An 18,929-nucleotide genomic window follows, 5' to 3' on the forward strand; every position below is an offset into this window, starting at 1 on the left:
GCCTGCCGGCTTGTGACACGCGGCCGCAAAAAGACACCACGCACGGGCCGTGCATCGCCCGTGGCACAGGCCCGATGTACATTGCGGCCTGCTCATGAACCTTTTCAGCATGGCCACCAAACCCCGCAAGAAGTCCACGGCCATCACCGAGGACGAGGTCTTCGACATTGCCGCGGACCTGTTCCGGGCCATGGCCGCGCCGATGCGGCTGAAGATCGTGAGCCAGCTGTGCAACGGCGAGAAGAACGTCAGCGAGCTGCTGGCCGAGATCGACACCACGCAGCCCAACATGTCGCAGCACCTGAACACGCTCTACCAGGCGGGCGTGCTGGCGCGGCGCCGCGAAGGCGTGAGCATCTACTACAGCATCGCGAACGAGACCGTGGTGGCGCTGTGCCGCAGCATCTGCGTGCAGATCGCCATCGAGCAAGAGTAGTAGGCGGGGCTTGCCGCCAGGCGCTTTGCTTCAAGCGCCGACCGCAGCCTCAGGGCTTCAGGTAGACGTAGCCTTCCTTGGCCTGCAGCCGCGCGACCTCGGCCACGCCCGAGGGCACGACCTTGGTTTCCATCAGCAGCTTGCCCGGGTCGATGTTGCGCGTGGTCAGCGTGTTGTTGCACACCTTGAACTCCACGCCGCGCGCGGCCAGCGCACTCACCGGGCCGCTGAACTCGCGGCCCTTGCTGTCCTTGGCGTCCGTCAGAAGAAAGTCGATGCCGGGGCCGTGCGTCACGACCACGATCTTCACCTTCGGGTCGGCATTGAGGTGGTTGGTGATGTTGGCGAGCACCGCCGCGCTGGTCTCGATGCCGGTGTTGACGTGATAGACCACCTTGACCTCCTGCGCGCCCGCGAACGGAGCGACCAAGGCGAGCAGGAAGGCGATGAATGCGTGTCTCATGGGGAAACCCTCTGGATGTTGTCGTTGTTCGCAAAATATCATCTTCTGCTTATATGTACAGCCGGGCAAGCCCGCAGACCCGGCAGGAGACAACACACGATGGTCCCGGTTTTTCTTCGATGCAGGCAGGCTGCGAAAGCGCTGCTGCTGGCGGTCGCTTCGCTCGCCACCGCGAACGCGCTCGCAGTGCCGGACATCCAGCCGGTGAACGTGGCGCCCGATGTCTATTACGTGCAGGGCATCTCGGCGCTGGGCTCCACGGAGAACCAGAACTTCATTTCCAACGCCGGCTTCGTCGTCACGCGCGACAGCGTGGTGATGATCGACGCGCTGGGCTCGCCCGCCGTGGCCGAGCGCGTGGTGGCACAGATCCGCAAGATCACGCCCAAGCCGATCAGCCACGTGATCCTCACGCACTACCACGCGGACCACGTCTACGGCCTGCAGGTGTTCAAGGCGCTGGGCGCGCAGGTGATCGCGCACACGCTAGGCAAGGCGTACCTCAACTCCGACACGGCGCGCCTGCGGCTCGAAGCCTCGCGCAAGGACATCGCGCCGTGGATCGACGACAAGACGCGGCTCGTGCCTGCCGATGTGTGGCTCGACGGCCCCACCGAGATGACCATCGGTGGCACGCGCTTCGTCATCCAGCCGGCGGGCCCGGCCCATACGCCCGAAGACCTGGCCATCTACCTGCCGCAGCAGAAGGTGCTGTTCGCGGGCGACATCGTGTTCCGCAACCGCATTCCGTACGTGGGCACGGCCGACAGCCGCCACTGGATTGCATCGCTCGATGCGCTGCTGGCGCTCGATGCCCGCACCATCGTGCCGGGCCACGGGCCGGCGTCCGATGAGCCGAAGAAAGACCTGCAGCAGACGCGCGACTACCTCGTCTTTCTTCGCGCCGCGATGAAGAAGGCCGCGACCGACATGACGCCGTTCGACGAAGCCTATGCAGCGACCGACTGGTCGCGCTTCGAGTCGCTGCCGCTGTTCAAGGTCGCCAACCGCATGAACGCCTACAACACCTATCTGCTGATGGAGCAGGAGGCGCGATGAGCCACGGCGACACCACGCGCCGCCAGCTCGTTGCGAGCCTCGCCGTGCTGTGCGTTGCGCCGATGGTTGGTGCCGCCGAGGTTGAACTGCCCGCGCCGGCTTCACTGGCCGAGTCCCTTGCGATGGCGCTCGCGAAGTCGCAGCCGCTGGTCGTCATGGTGAGCCTGCAGGGCTGCCCCTTCTGCAAGGTCGTGCGCGAAAACTATCTCGTGCCCGAGCATGCAACGGGCCTGCCGGTGGTGCAGATCGACTTTCGCGACCAGCGCATCGTGCGCGACTTCGACGGCACGCCGCGCACGCACGATGCACTCATCAAGTCGTGGCACGTCGGCGTTGCACCGACGGTGCTCTTCTTCGGGCGCAACGGCCGCGAGGTCGCCGAGCGTCTGGTCGGGGGCGCATCGGACTTCTATGGCGCGTACCTCGACGCACGTTTGCAGCAGGCGCGCGCCGCAGCACGAGGCTCATGAAGCCGGCGTTATGCATGGCGAAACCGAGCGGGTTTCCCCCAAGCATGAAGGGCTTCCCTTGCGCGCGATCACTCCTAAAATCAATACATAACGATTTGCTTATTTAACGATGAAACCGGCAGCTCCTGCACGCGTTTCGAGGAGACCGAATTGAAGTTGTCGCCGTCGCTCGCCGTGGCAGTCTCAGCCGCTGCATTGCTGCTCTCTCCCCAGGTTCATGCCAGCAAGGAACTCGCCCAGAAGAACGCCTGCCTCGCCTGCCATGCGATCGACAAGAAGCTCGTGGGCCCGGCCTACATCGATGTGTCGAAGAAGTACGCGGGCCAGGCCGATGCACTGGCGGTGCTCACGGCCAGCATCCAGAAGGGCAGCAGCGGCAAGTGGGGCGCGGTGCCGATGCCCGGCCAGCCCGCATTGAGCGAGGCCGATGCCAAGGCGCTGGCCGCCTGGGTGTTGGGCGGCGCGAAGTAACCCACGCAAGGCGGCGCGCATGGGCACACGCATCCAGCAGCAACCCGGCCAGGTGCGCAAGGCGCCGGAAAACTTCGTCGACACCGACGGCGTGCGCACGGTCTTCGCGCAGGCCCGGGGCGGGCGCCGCGACTTCATCCGCAATGCTTTCGCCGCAGCAGTGGCGGGCACGGCCGCTTCGACAGCGCTTGCACAGAGCAGTACCGCCGATGGTGACCCGGCCATTCTTCAACTGCCGGCGCACAGCACGGGGCTCGGCCAGCCGGTGGTCACCGATGGCTACGGCAAGCCGTCGAAGTACGAAGCCAATGTGCAGCGCCGGCAGAGCCCGGGGCTCACGCCGACCGCGCAGGCTTCGGTGTCCTTTGCGCCGCTGCAGTCGCTGTTCGGCATCGTCACGCCGAGCGGCCTGCACTTCGAGCGACACCACCAGGGCTGGTGGGACATCGATCCGTCGAAGCACCGCCTGATGATCAACGGCATGGTGAAGGCGGCGAAGGTCTTCACGCTCGACGAGCTGATGCGCCTGCCTTCGGTCTCGCGCTTTCACTTCATCGAATGCGGCGCCAACACCGGCATGGAGTGGGGCAACGTTGCGGTGCCCACGGCCCAGTACACGCACGGCATGCTGTCGTGCAGCGAGTTCACCGGCGTGCCGCTCATCACCTTGCTGGAGATGGCCGGTGCCGACCTGAAGGGCGAGCGCTTCGTGCTGGCCGAAGGCGCCGATGGCTCGTCGATGACGCGCACCATTCCCATGAGCCTCATCCGCTCGGGCGAGGTGCTGGTGGCCTACGGACAGAACGGCGAGATGCTGCGGCCCGAGCAGGGCTACCCGCTGCGGCTGGTGGTGCCCGGCGTGCAGGGCGTGAGCTGGATCAAGTACCTGCGCCGCATCGAGCTGGGCGACCAGCCCTACGGCACCAAGGACGAGACGGTGCACTACGTCGATCTCATGCCCGACGGCCAGCACCGCCAGTACACCAGCATCCAGGAATGCAAGAGCGTGGTCACCACGCCTTCGGGCGGGCAGATGCTGCTCGACAAGGGCTTCTACAACATCACCGGCCTTGCATGGTCGGGGCGCGGCAAGGTCAAGCGCGTGGACGTGAGCGTGGATGGCGGACGCAACTGGCGCACCGCGCGGCTCGAATCGCCGGTGCTGTCGAAGTGCCTCACGCGCTTCAACATCGACTGGGTGTGGGACGGCTCGCCCGCCATCATCCAGAGCCGCGCGATGGACGACACCGGCTACGTGCAGCCCAGCTACCGGCAACTGCGCGCGGTGCGCGGCACGCGATCGATCTATCACAACAACGCGATCCAGTCGTGGCAGGTGCAGCCGAGCGGGGAGGTGGCCAATGTCCAGCTCAGCTGAACGCGCGGCCTTGCGGGCCCTGCTGGCGCTGGCCGCCTGCAGCGTGTGCATTGCCACATGGGCGCAGCCCAAGGCCACGGGCTACCCCGGCATCGGTCGCGACGCCACGCCGAAGGAAGTGGCCGCGTGGGACATCGACGTGCGCCCCGACTTCAAGGGCCTGCCGCCCGGCTCGGGCTCGGTGACGCGCGGGCAGGACGTGTGGGAGAGCAAGTGCGCGTCGTGCCATGGCGTGTTCGGCGAATCGAACCAGGTGTTCAGCCCGATCGTCGGCGGCACCACGGCGGACGACATCAAGACCGGCCACGTCGCGCGCTTGAAAGACCCGGCCTTTCCGGGCCGCACGACGCTGATGAAGGTGTCGAGCCTGTCGACGGTCTGGGACTACGTGTACCGCGCGATGCCATGGAACCAGCCCAAGTCGCTGACGCCGGACGACGTCTATGCCGTCACGGCCTACATATTGAATCTGGGCGGCATCGTGCCCGACGACTTCACGCTGTCCGACAAGAACATCCGCGAGGTGCAGGCCCGCATGCCCAACCGCAACGGCGCGACCACCGCGCACGCGATGTGGCCGGGCACCGAGTTCGGCCGCAACGCCAAGCCTGATGTGGCGGCGGTGGCCTGCATGCACGACTGCGTGCCGGGAGAGCAGAAGGTCGCCCAACTGCCGCCGCATGCACGCGGCAGCCACGGCAACCTGGCCGACCAGAACCGGCTGGTCGGCGCGCAGCACGGCATCGAGACCGCGCCGCCTGCATCCAAGACCGCCGCACCGCAAGCCGCCGCTGCAGCATCGAAGGTGCCCACCGCGCTGCTGGAGAAGAACAGTTGCACGGCCTGCCACGGCATGACGCAGAAGCTCGTCGGCCCCGCCTTCTCCGATATCGCGAAGAAGTACCCGGGCCAGGCCGACCACCTGCTGCAGAAGATCAAGGCCGGCGGCTCCGGCGTGTGGGGCGCGATCCCGATGCCACCACAGACCATTGCCGACGACGAGGCCAAGTCCATCGCACGCTGGCTCGCCGAAAGCGCGGCGCCCGAGGGCAAGCCATGACACGCAGGCCGCCCGCCCGGCCTACCATCGATTCGACAGGAGACAACCCCATGAAAAACCGCAGACAGATCCTTGCGCAGTCCGCCGCCCTCGCGGGCGTGGTGGCCACTGCCGGCTGGCTTCCCACCACGGCGCTCGCCTATTCGAAAGACGCCTTCGAGGCCAAGAGCGTGGCCGACGCGCTGAAGGCCGTGGGCGCCGGCGCACCCACCGAAAGCAAGGACGTCACCATCACCGGTCCCGACATCGCCGAGAACGGCGCCGTGGTGCCATTGAGCGTGGCCACCACGCTGGGCGGCGTCAAGCAACTGATGCTGCTGGTCGAGAAGAACCCGAACGCCGTGGTCGCGATCTTCAACACGTCGGAGTTCGTCGAGCCGAACTTCACCACGCGCGCCAAGCTGGGCCAGTCGTCGGACGTGTATGCCATCGCGATCATGAACGACGGCAAGGCCTTCTTCGCGAAGAAGGAAGTGAAGGTCACCCTCGGCGGCTGCGGCGGCTGAAGACGCAGGCACTTTCCGCGCGGCAGCACCCCACGACAACAACAAGGAGACACACCATGGCAGCAGATCCCATGCGCATCCGTGCCCAGGCTTCGGGCGACAAGACAACCGTGCGCATTCTCATGGCGCACGAAATGGAAACCGGCCAGCGCAAGGACGCCGCCGGCAAGATCATTCCCGCGTGGTTCATCCAGGAGGTGACGGCCTCGCTCAACGGCAAGACCGTGCTCACGGCCGACTGGGGTCCGGCGGTGTCGAAGAACCCCTTCATGCAGTTCACGCTCAAGGGCGCGAAGGCCGGCGACAAAATCTCCGTGACCTGGAAAGACAACCGCGGCGAAACGCGCACCGACGAAGCCACCGTCAGCTAGCCCCGAAGAAGAGGCAGCCCATGAGAACGACCACATGCCTGAGCCTGCTGGTGCTGGCAGGCTGCATTCCGCTGCATGCCTCGGCGCAGAAGAGCGCCGCCGAAGGCATCGCCGAATACCGCGCGTTGCTGCAGGACGGCAACCCCGCCGAGCTGTTCGAAGCCAAGGGCGAAGACCTCTGGAAACAGAAGCGCGGCCTCAAGGCCGCCTCGATGGAGAAGTGCGACCTGGGCAAGGGTCCGGGCGTGGTCAAGGGCGCCTTTGCGGAACTGCCGCGCTACTTTCCCGATACCGGCCGCGTGCAGGACATGGAGTCGCGCCTGCTCACCTGCATGGAAACGCTGCAGGGCTTCGATGCGGCGGCCATCGCGAAGACGCCTTTCGGCACCGGCGAGCAGAAGAACATCGAAGGGCTGGTGGCATGGATCTCGGCCGAGTCGAAGGGCATGCCGCTGAACCTGCCGCAATCGCATGCGAGCGAGCGGCGCGCCTACGAAGTGGGCAAGCGCCTCTTCTTCCTGCGTGCCGGCCCGCACGACTTTGCTTGCGCCACCTGCCACGGCGCGGACGGCAAGCGCATCCGCCTGCAGGACCTGCCCAACCTCACGAAGAACCCCGGCGCCGGTGAAGGCTTCGGCGCGTGGCCGGCCTACCGCGTGTCGTCGGGCGAGTTGTGGGGCATGCAGCGGCGGCTCAACGACTGCTTCCGCCAGCAGCGCTTTCCGTACCCTGGTTATGCGAGCGACGTGACCGTGGCGCTGGCCGTGTACATGGGCGTCAACGGCAAGGGCGGGAAAACCACCGCGCCGGCCATCAAGCGCTGAAGGAGCCGGCACACCATGAACACCGATCACCTCTTTGGCATGGCCGCCGTGGCCTGCGCGCTCACCGTGTTCGGTTGCGCGTCCGTCGACAGCGCGGCCGACCTCGACAAGCTCACTGCCCAGGCATTGCAGCGCTCCTTCCGCGACCAGGGCATCGCCAAGGTCGACCGGCTGGTGCAGGACCCGGCCAACCTCGCCTGCAGCGAAGCCGATGCCAGCGGCAAGCCGCTCGACGAGAAGACCGCGAAAGACATCGAGGCTGCCAACATGAAGACCATCCGCTGGCCCGCCGATGGCAAGTTCATCGGCGACTGGCGCGAAGGCGAAAAGCTCGCGCAGAACGGGCGCGGCCTGACCTGGACCGACCCGGCGCCCACGGCCACCACGTCGGTCAACGGCGGCAATTGCTACAACTGCCACCAGATATCGAAGGAAGAAATCTCCTTCGGCACGCTCGGCCCCAGCCTCTATCACTACGGCAAGCTGCGCGGCGTGAGCGATCCGGCCAGCGCGGCGGCCAAGCCCATCGTCGAATACACCTGGGGCAAGCTGTGGAACGCGCGCGCCTACAACGCCTGCTCGAACATGCCGCGCGTCGGCCACGCCGGCATCCTCGACGAGAAGCAGATCCGCGACGTCATGGGCCTGCTGCTCGACCCCCAGTCTCCCGTCAACCGCTGACCGCACGGCGCTCATTTTTTCCATGAATCTTTCCAAGCGCGAGTTCGTCCAGATGCTCGGGGCCGGCGCCGTGGCCGGCATGGGCCTCGGCCGCTACGGCACTGCCGACGCGGCCGCCGGCCTCGACAGCATGTATGCGCTGCCGCGCTTCGGCAACGTGTCGATGCTGCACATGACCGATTGCCATGCGCAGCTCAAGCCGCTGTACTTTCGCGAGCCCGGCGTGAACATCGGCGTGGGCAACATGCGCGGCAAGGTGCCGCACCTGGTGGGCGAGCACCTGCTCAAGGCCGCGGGCGTGCCACCCGGCACGCGCATGGCGCATGCGCTCACGTACCTCGACTTCGACAAGGCCGCGCAACGCTACGGCAAGGTCGGCGGCTTCGCGCACCTTGCGACGCTGGTGAAGCAGCTCAAGGCCAGCCGGCCCGGCGCGCTGCTGCTCGATGGCGGCGACACCTGGCAGGGTTCGGCCACCTCGCTGTGGACGCAGGCGCAGGACATGGTCGATGCCTGCAAGCTGCTCGGCGTCGATGTCATGACGGGGCACTGGGAGTTCACCTATGGCATGGAGCGGGTGCAGCAGATCATCGAGAAAGACTTCGCCGGCAAGATCGAATTCGTCGCGCAGAACGTCAAGACCGCCGACTTCGGCGACCCGGTCTTCAAGCCCTATGTGATGCGCGAGATCAACGGCGTGCCCTGTGCCATCGTCGGCCAGGCCTTTCCGTACACGCCCATCGCCAACCCGCGCTACATGGTGGCCGACTGGACCTTCGGCATCCAGGACGACAACCTGCAGCGCGTGGTGAACGAGGCGCGTGCCAAGGGCGCGCAGGTGGTGGTCGTGCTCTCGCACAACGGCATGGACGTCGACCTGAAGATGGCCAGCCGCGTGACCGGCATCGACGCCATCCTCGGCGGCCACACGCACGACGGCACGCCGATGCCCACGCTGGTGAGCAACGCGGGCGGCAAGACCATCGTGGTCAATGGCGGCTCCAACGGCAAGTTTCTCGGCGTGATCGACTTCGACGTCAAGGGCAAGAAGGTCAGCGACTTCCGCTACCGACTGCTGCCGGTGTTCTCCGACCTGATACCGGCCGACAAGGAAATGGATGCGCTCATCGCGCGCATCCGCGCGCCTTATGAAGCCAAGCTCTCGGAAACGCTCGCCCACACCGACGGCACGCTGTACCGGCGCGGCAACTTCAACGGCACCGGCGACCAGGTGCTGCTCGATGCGCTGATGGAAGTGCAAGACGCGCCCATCGCCTTTTCGCCCGGCTTCCGCTGGGGCACCTCGCTGCTGCCGGGCCAGCCCATCACGCGCGAATGGCTGATGGACATGACGGCCACCACCTACTCGTACGCGACCGTGACGCAGATGACCGGCGAGACGCTCAAGACCGTGCTCGAAGACGTCTGCGACAACCTCTTCAACCCCGACCCCTACTACCAGCAGGGCGGCGACATGGTGCGCGTGGGCGGGCTGCAGTACACCTGCGACCCGACCGCAGGCATGGGCCAGCGCATCCAGGACATGCGCCTGGGCGGCAAGCCCATCGAAGCGAGCCGCACCTACAAGGTCGCGGGCTGGGCGCCGGTGAGCGAAGAAGCGCGCACGGCCGGCAACAAGCCGGTGTGGGAAGTGATCGAGCCGTGGCTGAAGTCGCGCAAGGTGATCTCCACGCGCCGGCTCGACGAACCCGTGCTGAAGAACGTCGCACCGAATCCCGGCCTGAGCTGAATCGAACCGGCGCTGCCGCGGGGCCGCTCCCTAGAATCGCGGCATGTCCATTGAGCAGGTTTCTCTTCTCACGTCGCTCGCACTCGTGGCCGCCTTCGTGCTGTCGGCGGTGTTCGGCGCCGTGGCGCGGTCCACGCGCTTTTGCACCATGGGCGCGATCAGCGACGTGGTGAACCTGGGCGACTGGACGCGCGTGAAGCAATGGGCCGCTGCCGGCGGCATCGCGCTGATCGGTTTCTCTGCGCTGGTCTTTGCCGGGCTGGTCGATCCGAACCAGACGCTGTATGCCTCGAACCGCATCCTCTGGCTGGCGGCGCTGGTCGGCGGCCTCCTGTTCGGCGCGGGCATGGTGCTGTCTTCGGGTTGCGGCAACAAGACGCTGGTGCGCCTGGGCGGCGGCAGCCTGAAGGCGCTGGTGGTGCTGCTGGTGATGGGCGTGTCGGCCTTCGCCACGCTCAAGGGCATCACCGCCGTGCTGCGCGTGGCCACCGTGGACAAGGTGCATGTCGACATGGCGACCAATGCGTCGCTGCCCGACGTGCTGGCCGCGGCGCTGCAGGTGCATGGCCCGTCGCTGCGCCTTCTCATCGGCCTGGTCGTCGGTGGCGCACTGATCGCATGGGCTGCGTGGGGCCGTCGTGACACGCGCGACGTGCGCAGCCTTGTCGGCGGATTGCTGATCGGCCTGCTGGTCGTGGCGGCGTGGTGGCTCAGCGGCCACTGGGCCGTGGTCGACGAGCATCCGCTCACGCTGGAGCATGTCTTTCTTGCGACCAACTCCGGCCGCGCCGAGGCGCTGAGCTTCGTCACGCCGGTGGCCTATGCGCTCGACTGGCTGCTGTTCTACAGCGACGCCAACAAGCTGCTGACCCTGGGCATCGCATCGGTCGCTGGCGTGGTGGTGGGCGCTGGTGTGCATGCGCTGTGGTCGCGCGAATTCCGCTGGGAAGGCTTCGCGAATACAGGTGACCTCGCGCACCACGTGACGGGCGGCGTGCTGATGGGCATCGGCGGCGTCACGGCCATGGGCTGCACCATCGGGCAGGGGCTGAGCGCCTTTTCCACCTTGAGCATCGCCAGCCTGCCGGCCATTGCCGGCATCGTCGTCGGCGCGGTGGCGAGCCTGAAGTACCAGGCCTGGCAGCTTCAGCGGGCGCTTTGACACCCGCCGGCGATGCGTCTGGAATCAGGGCACGACGTCCATGACCACCGGGTAGTAGATCTCGTAGACGGGGCCTCCACCCGGGGCGTAGCGGAAGTGAACCTGCGCGCTGTAGCGCCCGGGCACCAGGCATCGGCCGCCGTAGCAGGCCTGCACCTGCGTGCTCCAGCTGTCGCCCTTCGTCGCGTACCTGGGCAAGCCCGCTTCGTTGGTGGAGCGGAAGTAGAGCCACAGATTGGGGCCCGGATACATGCTGGTGTCCACGCCGGGCGGTGTGCTCATCACCGTATCCACATAGCTCATCTTGTCGCTGGTGTTTCCCGGGAAGTAGACATAGTTGTCCTGTTGGGGCGCCAGGGTGGCCGTCCCTTGCTTGACCACGAAATGCGCATCCGGTTTGGACAGGACGTAGGGCGCGTTCGAGGGGTTGGTCAGCACGCTCACGTCGAGCATCCTGGACAGCTTCTGCCCATCCGAGGTCGTGGCGCTCACGCTGAAGCTGGCCTTGTACGACGAAGCGCTCGGCATCAGTCCCTGCAGTGCGACCACGACGTTCGGCGAGCCGTCGGCCGCCTTCTCGACCTTGAAAATATCGGTAGCACCGAGCGTTGGCGCGACGGCCCACGAGCTTGCGTCCGCAGGCAGTGTGATCGGAACAGTCACGGGTGACACGGCGGCGCCGAAAGGTGTGACGAAGTCGACGCTCTTCCTGCTCAGCCCCAGCCCGGCCTTGACGGTGATCGAATACGGAATCTGTGGATTCTCGACCCGGATTTCCGACAGGCAAGCCGTATCCAGACAGGCCTTGACAGTCATGTTGCCCTTGTAGGCCTTGGGCCCGTCGGGTGCCACCTTGCCGGTCATGCTCAGCGAAGCCGACTGTGCAGCGGCATTGATGGCGACGGCAGGCTTTTCTTCGAACAGCGGATCGGGCATCACGACAAGGAGTACCAGCACCTTGCCGCTGAGGAGGTTCACGTCGCCCGAAAGCGTGCCCGACACCAGGACGCCCGGGACCATCTGCCCTTCGTAGACTGTCTTGTCGATGCTGGCCGGCTGAGTGATGCGAATGGAAAGCCCATTCACATAGTTCGCCGTGGGAACGACGGGTGCAACGCCCATCGGAAAACCACCACCTCCTCCGCCACCCCCTCCGCCGCCGCCACAAGCGGCGATCACCAGGGACACAAGGCCGGCCGAGGCCGCCTGAAAAACACGCTTCAGTTTCATCTCTTCCTCCCAGTGGATTTCACTTGCTTGCGAATCCGATCGATCGCTCTTTCGGACTGCACCCTCTTTGGCTCGCTTTTGCTTTTGCTTTTTGCGCGCTTGATTCTAGAGATTGTTGTCGATTCCGCCTGGTTGCCGTGCCAGCCGTGCAGGCCTGACCGTCCCCGTTGCCTGCGGTTTTTACGCTTTCTTTACGCCCACCCACCGACTCTTTCCCCCGGTTTTACGCACGACTGCCGAGACTGAAGCCTGTCTTGTTTTGCAGGAGTGATGTATGGACATCGTCTGGATGGGCGCCTTGCTGGCGCTGTGGGTCGTGGTGGCGGCCATGGTCGTCGGGCTGAACCGGCTCGAAGGGCCGAACCCGTCGAAAACCGCTGTTGGCGATGGAGAAGCATCGTGATCAGCCTTGAAGTTCTTTATGGGTTCGGCGCGCTGATCGCCGTGATCCTGTTCGCCTACCTCGTGTTCGCGCTGATCTGCGCGGAGGAATTCTGAAATGACTTCCTCCGCCTGGGGCCTGTTGGCCTTTTTCCTGGCCGCGCTGCTGGTGCTGGCCTGGCCTGTCGGCAAGTTCCTTGCCGCGCTGTGCAACGAGCGCGTGCCGCGCTGGATGCAGCGCGTCGAGTCGCCGCTCTACAAGATCGCCGGTACGAAGCCGGAGCAGTCGATGCACTGGCTGCGCTACGCGCTCGCGCTGCTGGCCTTCAATGCCATCGGCGCCATCTTTCTTTATGCCCTGCAACGCGTGCAGGGCTGGTTGCCGCTGAACCCCGCGGGCATGACGGCCGTGTCGCCCGACTCGGCCTTCAACACCGCGGTGAGCTTCGTCGCCAACACCAACTGGCAGGGCTATGCCGGTGAGTCGACCATGAGCTATCTCACGCAGATGCTCGGCCTGACGGTGCAGAACTTCCTCTCGGCCGCCACCGGCATCGCGGTGGCCTTCGCACTGGTGCGCGGCTTTGCGCGCCGGGGTGACGGCAAGGGCCTGGTCGGCAACTTCTGGGCCGACGTCACGCGCATCACGCTGTGGGTGCTGGTGCCGCTGTCGTTCGTGCTCGCGCTGTTCCTCGCGGGGCAGGGCGTGATCCAGAACTTCGACGACTACAAGACCGTGAACACGGTCGAGACCACCGCCTTCCAGCAACCGAAGAACGGCGCCGACGGCCAGCCGCTGAAGGACGACAAGGGCCAGCCGGTGATGGAAGACGCCACCACCAAGACGCAGGTGCTGGCCATGGGCCCGGTGGCTTCGCAAGAGGCGATCAAGATGCTCGGCACCAACGGTGGCGGCTTCTTCAATGCCAACTCGGCGCATCCGTACGAGAACCCGACCGCGTTGACCAACCTGCTGGAAATGCTCGCGATCTTCGTGATCCCGGCGGCGCTGTGCTTCACCTTCGGCCGCGTGGTCGGCGACATGCGCCAGGGCTGGGCCGTGCTGGCCGCCATGACGATCATGTTCGTGATCGCGGTGGTGGTCATCACGCCCGCCGAGCAGGCCGGCAACCCGCTGCTGACTTCGCTGGGCGTCGACCAGGTGTCGAGCGTGCTGCAGACCGGCGGCAACATGGAAGGCAAGGAAGTGCGCTTCGGCATCGACGCCACCTCGCTGTTTGCCGCGGTGACCACCGCCGCCTCGTGCGGTGCGGTCAACGCCATGCACGACTCGCTCACGCCGCTGGGCGGCATGGTGCCGATGGTGCTCATGCAACTGGGCGAAGTGGTGTTCGGCGGCGTGGGCTCGGGCCTGTACGGCATGCTGATCTTCGCGATGCTCGCGGTGTTCATCGCCGGCCTCATGATCGGCCGCACGCCCGAGTACCTCGGCAAGAAGATCGAGGTGCGCGAGATGAAGCTGATCTCCATCGCGATCCTGGTCACGCCGATTCTGGTGCTGGCGGGAACCGCCGTGGCGGTGGTCGCGGGTGCCGGCAAGGCCGGCATTGCCAACCCCGGCGCGCATGGCTTCTCGGAAATCCTCTACGCGCTGACCTCGGCCGCCAACAACAACGGCAGCGCCTTCGCGGGCCTGTCGGCCAACACGCCCTTCTACAACGGCCTGCTCGGCCTGGCGATGTGGCTCGGCCGCTTCGCGATGATCGTGCCGGTGCTGGCCATTGCCGGTGCACTGGCCGCCAAGAAGCGCCTGCCCGTCACCGGCGGCACCTTGCCCACGCACGGCCCGCTGTTCGTCTCTTTGCTGATCGGCACGGTGCTGCTGGTCGGCTTGCTCAACTACGTGCCGGCGCTGGCCCTCGGGCCGATCGTCGAACACCTGGTGCTCTGGAAATAAGGAGCCCACCATGACTGTCAACACCAAAACTTCTCTCTCGCTGTTCGATGCAGCGCTGGTCAAGCCCGCCCTGTGGGGCGCCTTCGCCAAGCTGAACCCGCGCACCCAGTGGCGCAACCCGGTGATGTTCATCGTCTACATCGGCAGCATCCTGACGACGCTGCTCTGGGTGCACGCGATGAACTTCCCGGGCGACACCGGCATGAAGCCCGCCTTCGTGCTGGCCGTGACCATCTGGCTGTGGTTCACCGTGCTGTTCGCCAACTTCGCCGAAGCCCTGGCCGAAGGCCGCAGCAAGGCGCAGGCCGCGTCGCTGCGCGGCCTGCGCAAGGACACCTGGGCCAAGAAGCTGACGGAGCCGCATCACGGCGGCCAGTGGCTGCCCGAGCAGGCGCCCAACCTGCGCAAGGGCGACGTCGTGCTGGTCGAGACCGGCGACGTGATCCCGCTCGACGGCGAAGTCATCGAAGGCGTGGCCTCGGTCGACGAAAGCGCCATCACCGGCGAATCGGCACCCGTGGTGCGCGAATCGGGCGGCGACTTCTCGGCCGTGACCGGCGGCACCCGCGTGCTGTCCGACTGGCTGGTGGTGCGCATCTCGGTGAACCCGGGCGAGTCTTTCCTCGACCGCATGATCGGCATGGTCGAGGCCGCCAAGCGCCAGAAGACACCGAACGAGATCGCGCTGACCATCCTGCTGGTGGCGCTCACGCTGGTGTTCCTGATGGTCACCGTCACGCTGCTGCCGTTCTCGGTGTTCAGCGTGGAGGCTGCCGGTGCGGGCACCGTGGTGTCGCTCACCGCGCTGGTGGCGCTGCTGGTGTGCCTGATCCCGACCACCATCGGCGGCCTGCTCTCGGCCGTGGGCGTGGCCGGCATGAGCCGCATGATGCAGGCCAACGTGATCGCCACCTCGGGCCGCGCGGTGGAAGCCGCCGGCGACGTCGACGTGCTGCTGCTCGACAAGACCGGCACCATCACGCACGGCAACCGCCAGGCCACGGCCTTCCTGCCGGCGCCCGGCGTCCCCAAGGCCCGGCTGGCACGCGCCGCGATGTTCGCCTCGCTGGCCGACGAAACGCCCGAGGGCCGCAGCATCGTCGAACTGGCGCGCCGCGACGGCCTGGACGCCACGGCCGTCGAAGGCGCCCGCTTCGTGCCCTTCACCGCGCAGACCCGCATGAGCGGCGTCGATCTGCCGGCCGCACCCAACAGCCTGGACACCGACGCCATCCTGCTGCGCAAGGGCGCGGTCGATGCGATCCGCCGGCATGTGGAATCGCTCGGCGGCGCGATGCCCGCCGAGATGCTGCGCGCCGCCGAGGAAACGGCCCGCCGCGGCAGCACGCCGCTGGCCGTGGCCGAAGGCGACCGCGTGCTCGGCGTGGTCGAGCTCAAGGACATCGTCAAGACCGACATCAAGGAGCGCTTTGCCGAGCTGCGCCGCATGGGCATCAAGACGGTGATGATCACCGGCGACAACAAGCTCACGGCAGCCGCCATCGCGGCCGAGGCCGGCGTCGACGACTTCCTGGCCGAAGCCACGCCCGAAGACAAGCTCGCGCTGATCCGCAAGTACCAGGCCGAAGGCCGCCTGGTCGCCATGACCGGCGACGGCACCAACGACGCCCCCGCGCTCGCACAGGCCGACGTGGCGGTGGCCATGGGCAGCGGCACGCAGGCCGCGAAGGAGGCCGGCAACATGGTCGACCTCGACTCCAACCCGACCAAGTTGCTCGAAGTGGTGGAAACCGGCAAGGCGCTGCTCATGACGCGCGGCTCGCTCACCACCTTCTCGATCGCGAACGACGTGGCGAAGTACTTCGCGATCATTCCCGCGATCTTCGTGTCGACCTACCCGCAGCTCGGCGCGCTCAACGTGATGCGGCTTGCGAGCCCTTCGTCGGCCATCCTGAGCGCGGTGATCTTCAACGCGCTGGTCATCGTGTTCCTGATTCCGCTCGCGCTCAAGGGCGTGCGCTACCGGCCGGTGGGCGCGGCTTCGCTGCTGCGCCGCAACCTCGCCATCTACGGCCTGGGCGGCCTGCTCGTTCCTTTCATCGGCATCAAGTTGATCGACTGGCTGCTCGTGGCCGTCCATCTCGTCTGAGGAGTTCTTCATCATGAAAAACAACAACGGCAGCATCTTTCGCCCCGCGCTCGTGCTCTTCGTATTGCTGAGCGCGATCACCGGGCTGATCTATCCGGCGGTCGTCACCGGCGCCGCGAAGGCGGTGTTTCCGGCGCAGGCAGCCGGCAGCCTGATCGTGCTCGATGGCACGACCGTGGGCTCCAAGCTCATCGGCCAGAACTTCAGCGACCCGAAGCACTTCTGGGGCCGCCCATCGGCCACTTCGCCGCAGCCCTACAACGCCAGCGCCTCGGGTGGCTCGAACCAGGGGCCGCTGAACCCCGCGCTGACCGATGCGGTCAAGGGCCGCGTCGAGGCCCTGCGCGTGGCCGATCCGGGCAACACCGCACCGGTGCCGGTCGACCTCGTCACGGCATCGGCCAGCGGGCTCGACCCGGACATCAGCCCCGCCGCCGCGCAATACCAGGCGGCACGCGTTGCGCGCGTGCGCGGCGTGCCGCTCGAACAGGTCAACACGCTGATCGCGAAGAACACGCAGCGCCCGTTGCTGGGCTTGTTGGGTGAATCGCGCGTCAACGTGCTCGCATTGAATCTCGCGCTCGACGCAGTTCCTGCTTCGACCACCGCGCGTTGAGGAGAAAAAAACCATGGCCTATGCCGCTTACCGAGAACACCCTGGCGTCTTGCGCACCGCGCACGCCGCGATGAGCAAGACGAGCCCGTTCTACGTGCTCGACGTCACCGTCTGCTGCGCCGACGCCCTGCGCGTGCGCCGCAGCATCGCCGGTTGCGCCGACGCGGGTGTGGTGCGCTGCGAGCCGCTGCTGCACGCGTGCAGCACGCAGGAAAGCGATGCGCCCTGCGTGCGCCTGATGATCCGCCTGCCGATCACCAGCTACGCGGACGTGCTGCACCGCCTGATCGAATGCGTGCCTTCGGGCGAGATCGGCCGGCTCGTGAGCTGGCGCGAGCACCTCGCACGCTGCGGCCTGCGCCATGGTCACTGACCTGCTCCTTGCCTTGCTGGCCATGGCGGCACTGTTCGTGCCGCTGGGTTTTGCCTGGTTCGTGCTGTCGCGCACGGCCCGGCGCCATCACCACCGTTCGCGTGGCAAGGATGGTCCGGCGCGCTGAGAGGCGCGCCGTTTCCCCATGCTGCGGGCCAACCCCTTAGCCGACGCCACCGGGTCAGGCCGGCTGCGTGCGCGTCATGCGCCACGCCAGGGCCGCGCAGGCCAACTGGACCGCAGCGCCCGCGAACATCGCGAGCCGCAGTCCGTCGGCACCGCCGTGCACCAGCGCGTAGAGCGCGCCCAGCATCGCGACGCCGAGCGTGGCTCCCGCGATGCGCGCGACGTTGATCAACGCCGATGCCGTGCCCGAGCGTGCGGCATCGACCGCACCGACCGCCACGCCCATCAGCGGCCCGGTGGCGAAGCCCATGCCGATGCCTGCCAGCAGCAGCCCCGCTTCGGCCAGCACGATCGATGCGATGGGCGCACCGCTTCCGATCAGGACCAATCCGCAGCCGATGACCGCCACGCCGCCGCAGGTCGTGGTGCGCGCGCCGAACCGCGTGGTCAGCCTGCCGCTGAACGGCGAGACCGCCACGAACACCAGCGACATCGGGATCAATGCAAGGCCGGCCTGCGTGGCGTCGAGCGTTCCGGTGCCCAGCCATGTGAGCGGCACCAGGAACAGCGTGCCGTACATGCCGAAGGTCATGCCGATGGTGGCGACCATCGCGCTGCGGAACGCGCGAATGCTGAAGAGGTCGAGTGGCACCAGCGCCGCGGCGCCCTTGCCGTGCTCGATGCGAAGGAAGAGCACGAAGGCAACCACGGCCGTCGCCAGAACGGCGGCGGCCAGTGCCGGCGCGTCATGCGACTGGATGGCTGCGAAAGCCAGCCCGCCCAACGCGAGCGCTCCGAAAACCTGTGCCGGCATGTCGAGGCTGCGCCCCTTGGGGTCCGACGATTCGGGAATCGACCGCAGCACCAACAGCAATGCGGCCCCGCTCAGCGGAATCACCGCGAGAAAGATGCTGCGCCATCCGAAGTGATGAATCAGCAAGCCACCCAGCGGTGCGCCGATGGCCATGGCGAGGCCGTTGCACGCGGCCCAGATGCCCAGCGCCCGGCCGCGCTCGGCACTGTCTTGCCACACCACGCGGATGATCGCGAGCGACGCGGGCATCAGCAGCGCCGCGCCCAGGCCCGCCAGTGCGCGGCCGGCGATCAGCATCCAGACGGACGTCGAGAGCGCGCACAACAGCGTGGCGCCGGTGAAGACCGCCGCGCCCGTCATGAAGATGCGGCGCCGGCCATACAGGTCGGCCAGCAGGCCACCGGTGAGCAGCAGCACGGCATAGACCAGGTTGTAGCTGTCCACCACCCACTGCAGCGCGATGACGCTCGCAGAGAAGTATTCGCCGATGGGCCGCGTGCCGAGATTGACCACCGCCATGTCGACCTGCGCGACCAGGACCGCCAGGCACAGCGTGACCAGCGCGAGCCCGCGATGCCTGCCTGTATCGCGGCCGCCGTGGGTGGATGGCGAAAGAACCGGACGGGCGGAAGAAGAGGGGCTGTTCATGGTGTCGTGTCTGCTTTCCAGGCTTCAGACGGTTCATTCTGGCGAGCAGGAAATTCGCCGCTTCGCCCACGAGCGAAGCGTT

22 protein-coding genes are annotated in these 18,929 nt (G+C 66.7%); 19 read left to right on the forward strand and 3 right to left on the reverse strand.

What is annotated here, in order from left to right; all coding sequences use genetic code 11:
• Window positions 1-109 precede the first annotated feature (109 nt).
• The gene (locus BLQ28_RS20325) at window positions 110-436 is read left to right on the forward strand and encodes an ArsR/SmtB family transcription factor (protein WP_093243475.1); all 327 of its coding nucleotides are present in this window, start codon (window positions 110-112) and stop codon (window positions 434-436) included.
• Window positions 437-485: 49 nt separating this feature from the next.
• Here BLQ28_RS20325 and BLQ28_RS20330 read toward each other — a convergent pair whose 3' ends face one another.
• The gene (locus tag BLQ28_RS20330) at window positions 486-899 is read right to left on the reverse strand and encodes a DsrE family protein (RefSeq protein ID WP_093243116.1); all 414 of its coding nucleotides are present in this window, start codon (window positions 897-899) and stop codon (window positions 486-488) included.
• Between the two features lie 99 nt (window positions 900-998).
• Between BLQ28_RS20330 and BLQ28_RS20335 the strand changes: the two genes are divergently transcribed.
• The 11 genes from BLQ28_RS20335 (at window position 999) to BLQ28_RS20385 (ending at window position 10,631) form a co-directional block, all read left to right on the forward strand.
• A complete protein-coding gene (locus tag BLQ28_RS20335; protein ID WP_093243118.1) occupies window positions 999-1,958 on the forward strand; it encodes an MBL fold metallo-hydrolase in 960 nt (319 codons plus the stop codon).
• Complete coding sequence (locus BLQ28_RS20340) at window positions 1,955-2,428, forward strand: thioredoxin domain-containing protein (RefSeq protein WP_256327379.1); 474 nt, start codon at window positions 1,955-1,957, stop codon at window positions 2,426-2,428. Before BLQ28_RS20335 ends, BLQ28_RS20340 begins: the two co-directional genes overlap by 4 nt.
• Window positions 2,429-2,602: 174 nt before the next feature.
• Window positions 2,603-2,899: a c-type cytochrome gene (locus BLQ28_RS20345; RefSeq protein WP_256327396.1), complete on the forward strand. Its 297-nt coding sequence runs from the start codon at window positions 2,603-2,605 to the stop codon at window positions 2,897-2,899.
• 19 nt (window positions 2,900-2,918) lie between these two features.
• The gene (soxC, locus tag BLQ28_RS20350) at window positions 2,919-4,277 is read left to right on the forward strand and encodes a sulfite dehydrogenase (protein WP_256327380.1); all 1,359 of its coding nucleotides are present in this window, start codon (window positions 2,919-2,921) and stop codon (window positions 4,275-4,277) included.
• Entirely contained in the window at window positions 4,261-5,337 is a 1,077-nt protein-coding gene (locus BLQ28_RS20355) for a c-type cytochrome (RefSeq protein ID WP_093243120.1), read from the forward strand. The genes soxC and BLQ28_RS20355 overlap by 17 nt, the downstream gene beginning before the upstream one ends.
• A gap of 50 nt (window positions 5,338-5,387) precedes the next feature.
• Complete coding sequence (gene soxY, locus BLQ28_RS20360; protein ID WP_093243122.1) at window positions 5,388-5,843, forward strand: thiosulfate oxidation carrier protein SoxY; 456 nt, start codon at window positions 5,388-5,390, stop codon at window positions 5,841-5,843.
• A gap of 71 nt (window positions 5,844-5,914) precedes the next feature.
• The gene (gene soxZ, locus BLQ28_RS20365; protein WP_093243124.1) at window positions 5,915-6,214 is read left to right on the forward strand and encodes a thiosulfate oxidation carrier complex protein SoxZ; all 300 of its coding nucleotides are present in this window, start codon (window positions 5,915-5,917) and stop codon (window positions 6,212-6,214) included.
• Window positions 6,215-6,234: 20 nt separating this feature from the next.
• Window positions 6,235-7,038, forward strand: a complete 804-nt coding sequence (gene soxA / locus BLQ28_RS20370; protein WP_093243126.1) for a sulfur oxidation c-type cytochrome SoxA — start codon at window positions 6,235-6,237, stop codon at window positions 7,036-7,038.
• A 15-nt stretch (window positions 7,039-7,053) separates the two neighbouring features.
• On the forward strand, window positions 7,054-7,719 hold the full coding sequence (soxX, locus tag BLQ28_RS20375) for a sulfur oxidation c-type cytochrome SoxX (protein WP_093243128.1): 666 nt from the start codon (window positions 7,054-7,056) through the stop codon (window positions 7,717-7,719).
• 22 nt (window positions 7,720-7,741) lie between these two features.
• The gene (soxB, locus tag BLQ28_RS20380; protein WP_093243130.1) at window positions 7,742-9,469 is read left to right on the forward strand and encodes a thiosulfohydrolase SoxB; all 1,728 of its coding nucleotides are present in this window, start codon (window positions 7,742-7,744) and stop codon (window positions 9,467-9,469) included.
• Window positions 9,470-9,512: 43 nt separating this feature from the next.
• Window positions 9,513-10,631, forward strand: a complete 1,119-nt coding sequence (locus tag BLQ28_RS20385; protein WP_093243132.1) for a YeeE/YedE family protein — start codon at window positions 9,513-9,515, stop codon at window positions 10,629-10,631.
• 24 nt (window positions 10,632-10,655) lie between these two features.
• Here BLQ28_RS20385 and BLQ28_RS20390 read toward each other — a convergent pair whose 3' ends face one another.
• Window positions 10,656-11,861: a hypothetical protein gene (locus BLQ28_RS20390; protein WP_143012525.1), complete on the reverse strand. Its 1,206-nt coding sequence runs from the start codon at window positions 11,859-11,861 to the stop codon at window positions 10,656-10,658.
• Window positions 11,862-12,135: 274 nt separating this feature from the next.
• Between BLQ28_RS20390 and BLQ28_RS33335 the strand changes: the two genes are divergently transcribed.
• The 7 genes from BLQ28_RS33335 to BLQ28_RS33035 are packed head-to-tail and all read left to right on the forward strand — an operon-like array spanning window position 12,136 to window position 17,386.
• Window positions 12,136-12,264 carry a hypothetical protein gene (locus BLQ28_RS33335; protein ID WP_256327381.1) on the forward strand — a complete coding sequence of 43 codons (129 nt, stop codon included), beginning with the start codon at window positions 12,136-12,138 and terminating at the stop codon, window positions 12,262-12,264.
• On the forward strand, window positions 12,261-12,359 hold the full coding sequence (gene kdpF / locus BLQ28_RS20395; protein ID WP_093243136.1) for a K(+)-transporting ATPase subunit F: 99 nt from the start codon (window positions 12,261-12,263) through the stop codon (window positions 12,357-12,359). Before BLQ28_RS33335 ends, kdpF begins: the two co-directional genes overlap by 4 nt.
• A 1-nt stretch (window position 12,360) precedes the next feature.
• On the forward strand, window positions 12,361-14,160 hold the full coding sequence (kdpA, locus tag BLQ28_RS20400; protein WP_093243138.1) for a potassium-transporting ATPase subunit KdpA: 1,800 nt from the start codon (window positions 12,361-12,363) through the stop codon (window positions 14,158-14,160).
• A gap of 10 nt (window positions 14,161-14,170) precedes the next feature.
• Window positions 14,171-16,270, forward strand: coding sequence for a potassium-transporting ATPase subunit KdpB (gene kdpB / locus BLQ28_RS20405; protein WP_093243140.1), 2,100 nt, complete (start codon window positions 14,171-14,173; stop codon window positions 16,268-16,270).
• A gap of 13 nt (window positions 16,271-16,283) precedes the next feature.
• Window positions 16,284-16,886, forward strand: a complete 603-nt coding sequence (kdpC, locus tag BLQ28_RS20410; protein WP_093243142.1) for a potassium-transporting ATPase subunit KdpC — start codon at window positions 16,284-16,286, stop codon at window positions 16,884-16,886.
• Window positions 16,887-16,899: 13 nt separating this feature from the next.
• Window positions 16,900-17,259: a hypothetical protein gene (locus BLQ28_RS20415; protein WP_093243144.1), complete on the forward strand. Its 360-nt coding sequence runs from the start codon at window positions 16,900-16,902 to the stop codon at window positions 17,257-17,259.
• Entirely contained in the window at window positions 17,249-17,386 is a 138-nt protein-coding gene (locus BLQ28_RS33035) for a hypothetical protein (RefSeq protein ID WP_176801170.1), read from the forward strand. The genes BLQ28_RS20415 and BLQ28_RS33035 overlap by 11 nt, the downstream gene beginning before the upstream one ends.
• 54 nt (window positions 17,387-17,440) lie before the next feature.
• Here the strand turns inward: BLQ28_RS33035 and BLQ28_RS20420 are convergent, their stop codons facing one another.
• The gene (locus tag BLQ28_RS20420; protein ID WP_093243146.1) at window positions 17,441-18,847 is read right to left on the reverse strand and encodes an MFS transporter; all 1,407 of its coding nucleotides are present in this window, start codon (window positions 18,845-18,847) and stop codon (window positions 17,441-17,443) included.
• Between the last annotated feature and the right edge of the window lie 82 nt (window positions 18,848-18,929).

This window comes from Variovorax sp. EL159 (genome assembly GCF_900100965.1).
GTDB lineage: Bacteria > Pseudomonadota > Gammaproteobacteria > Burkholderiales > Burkholderiaceae_C > Variovorax.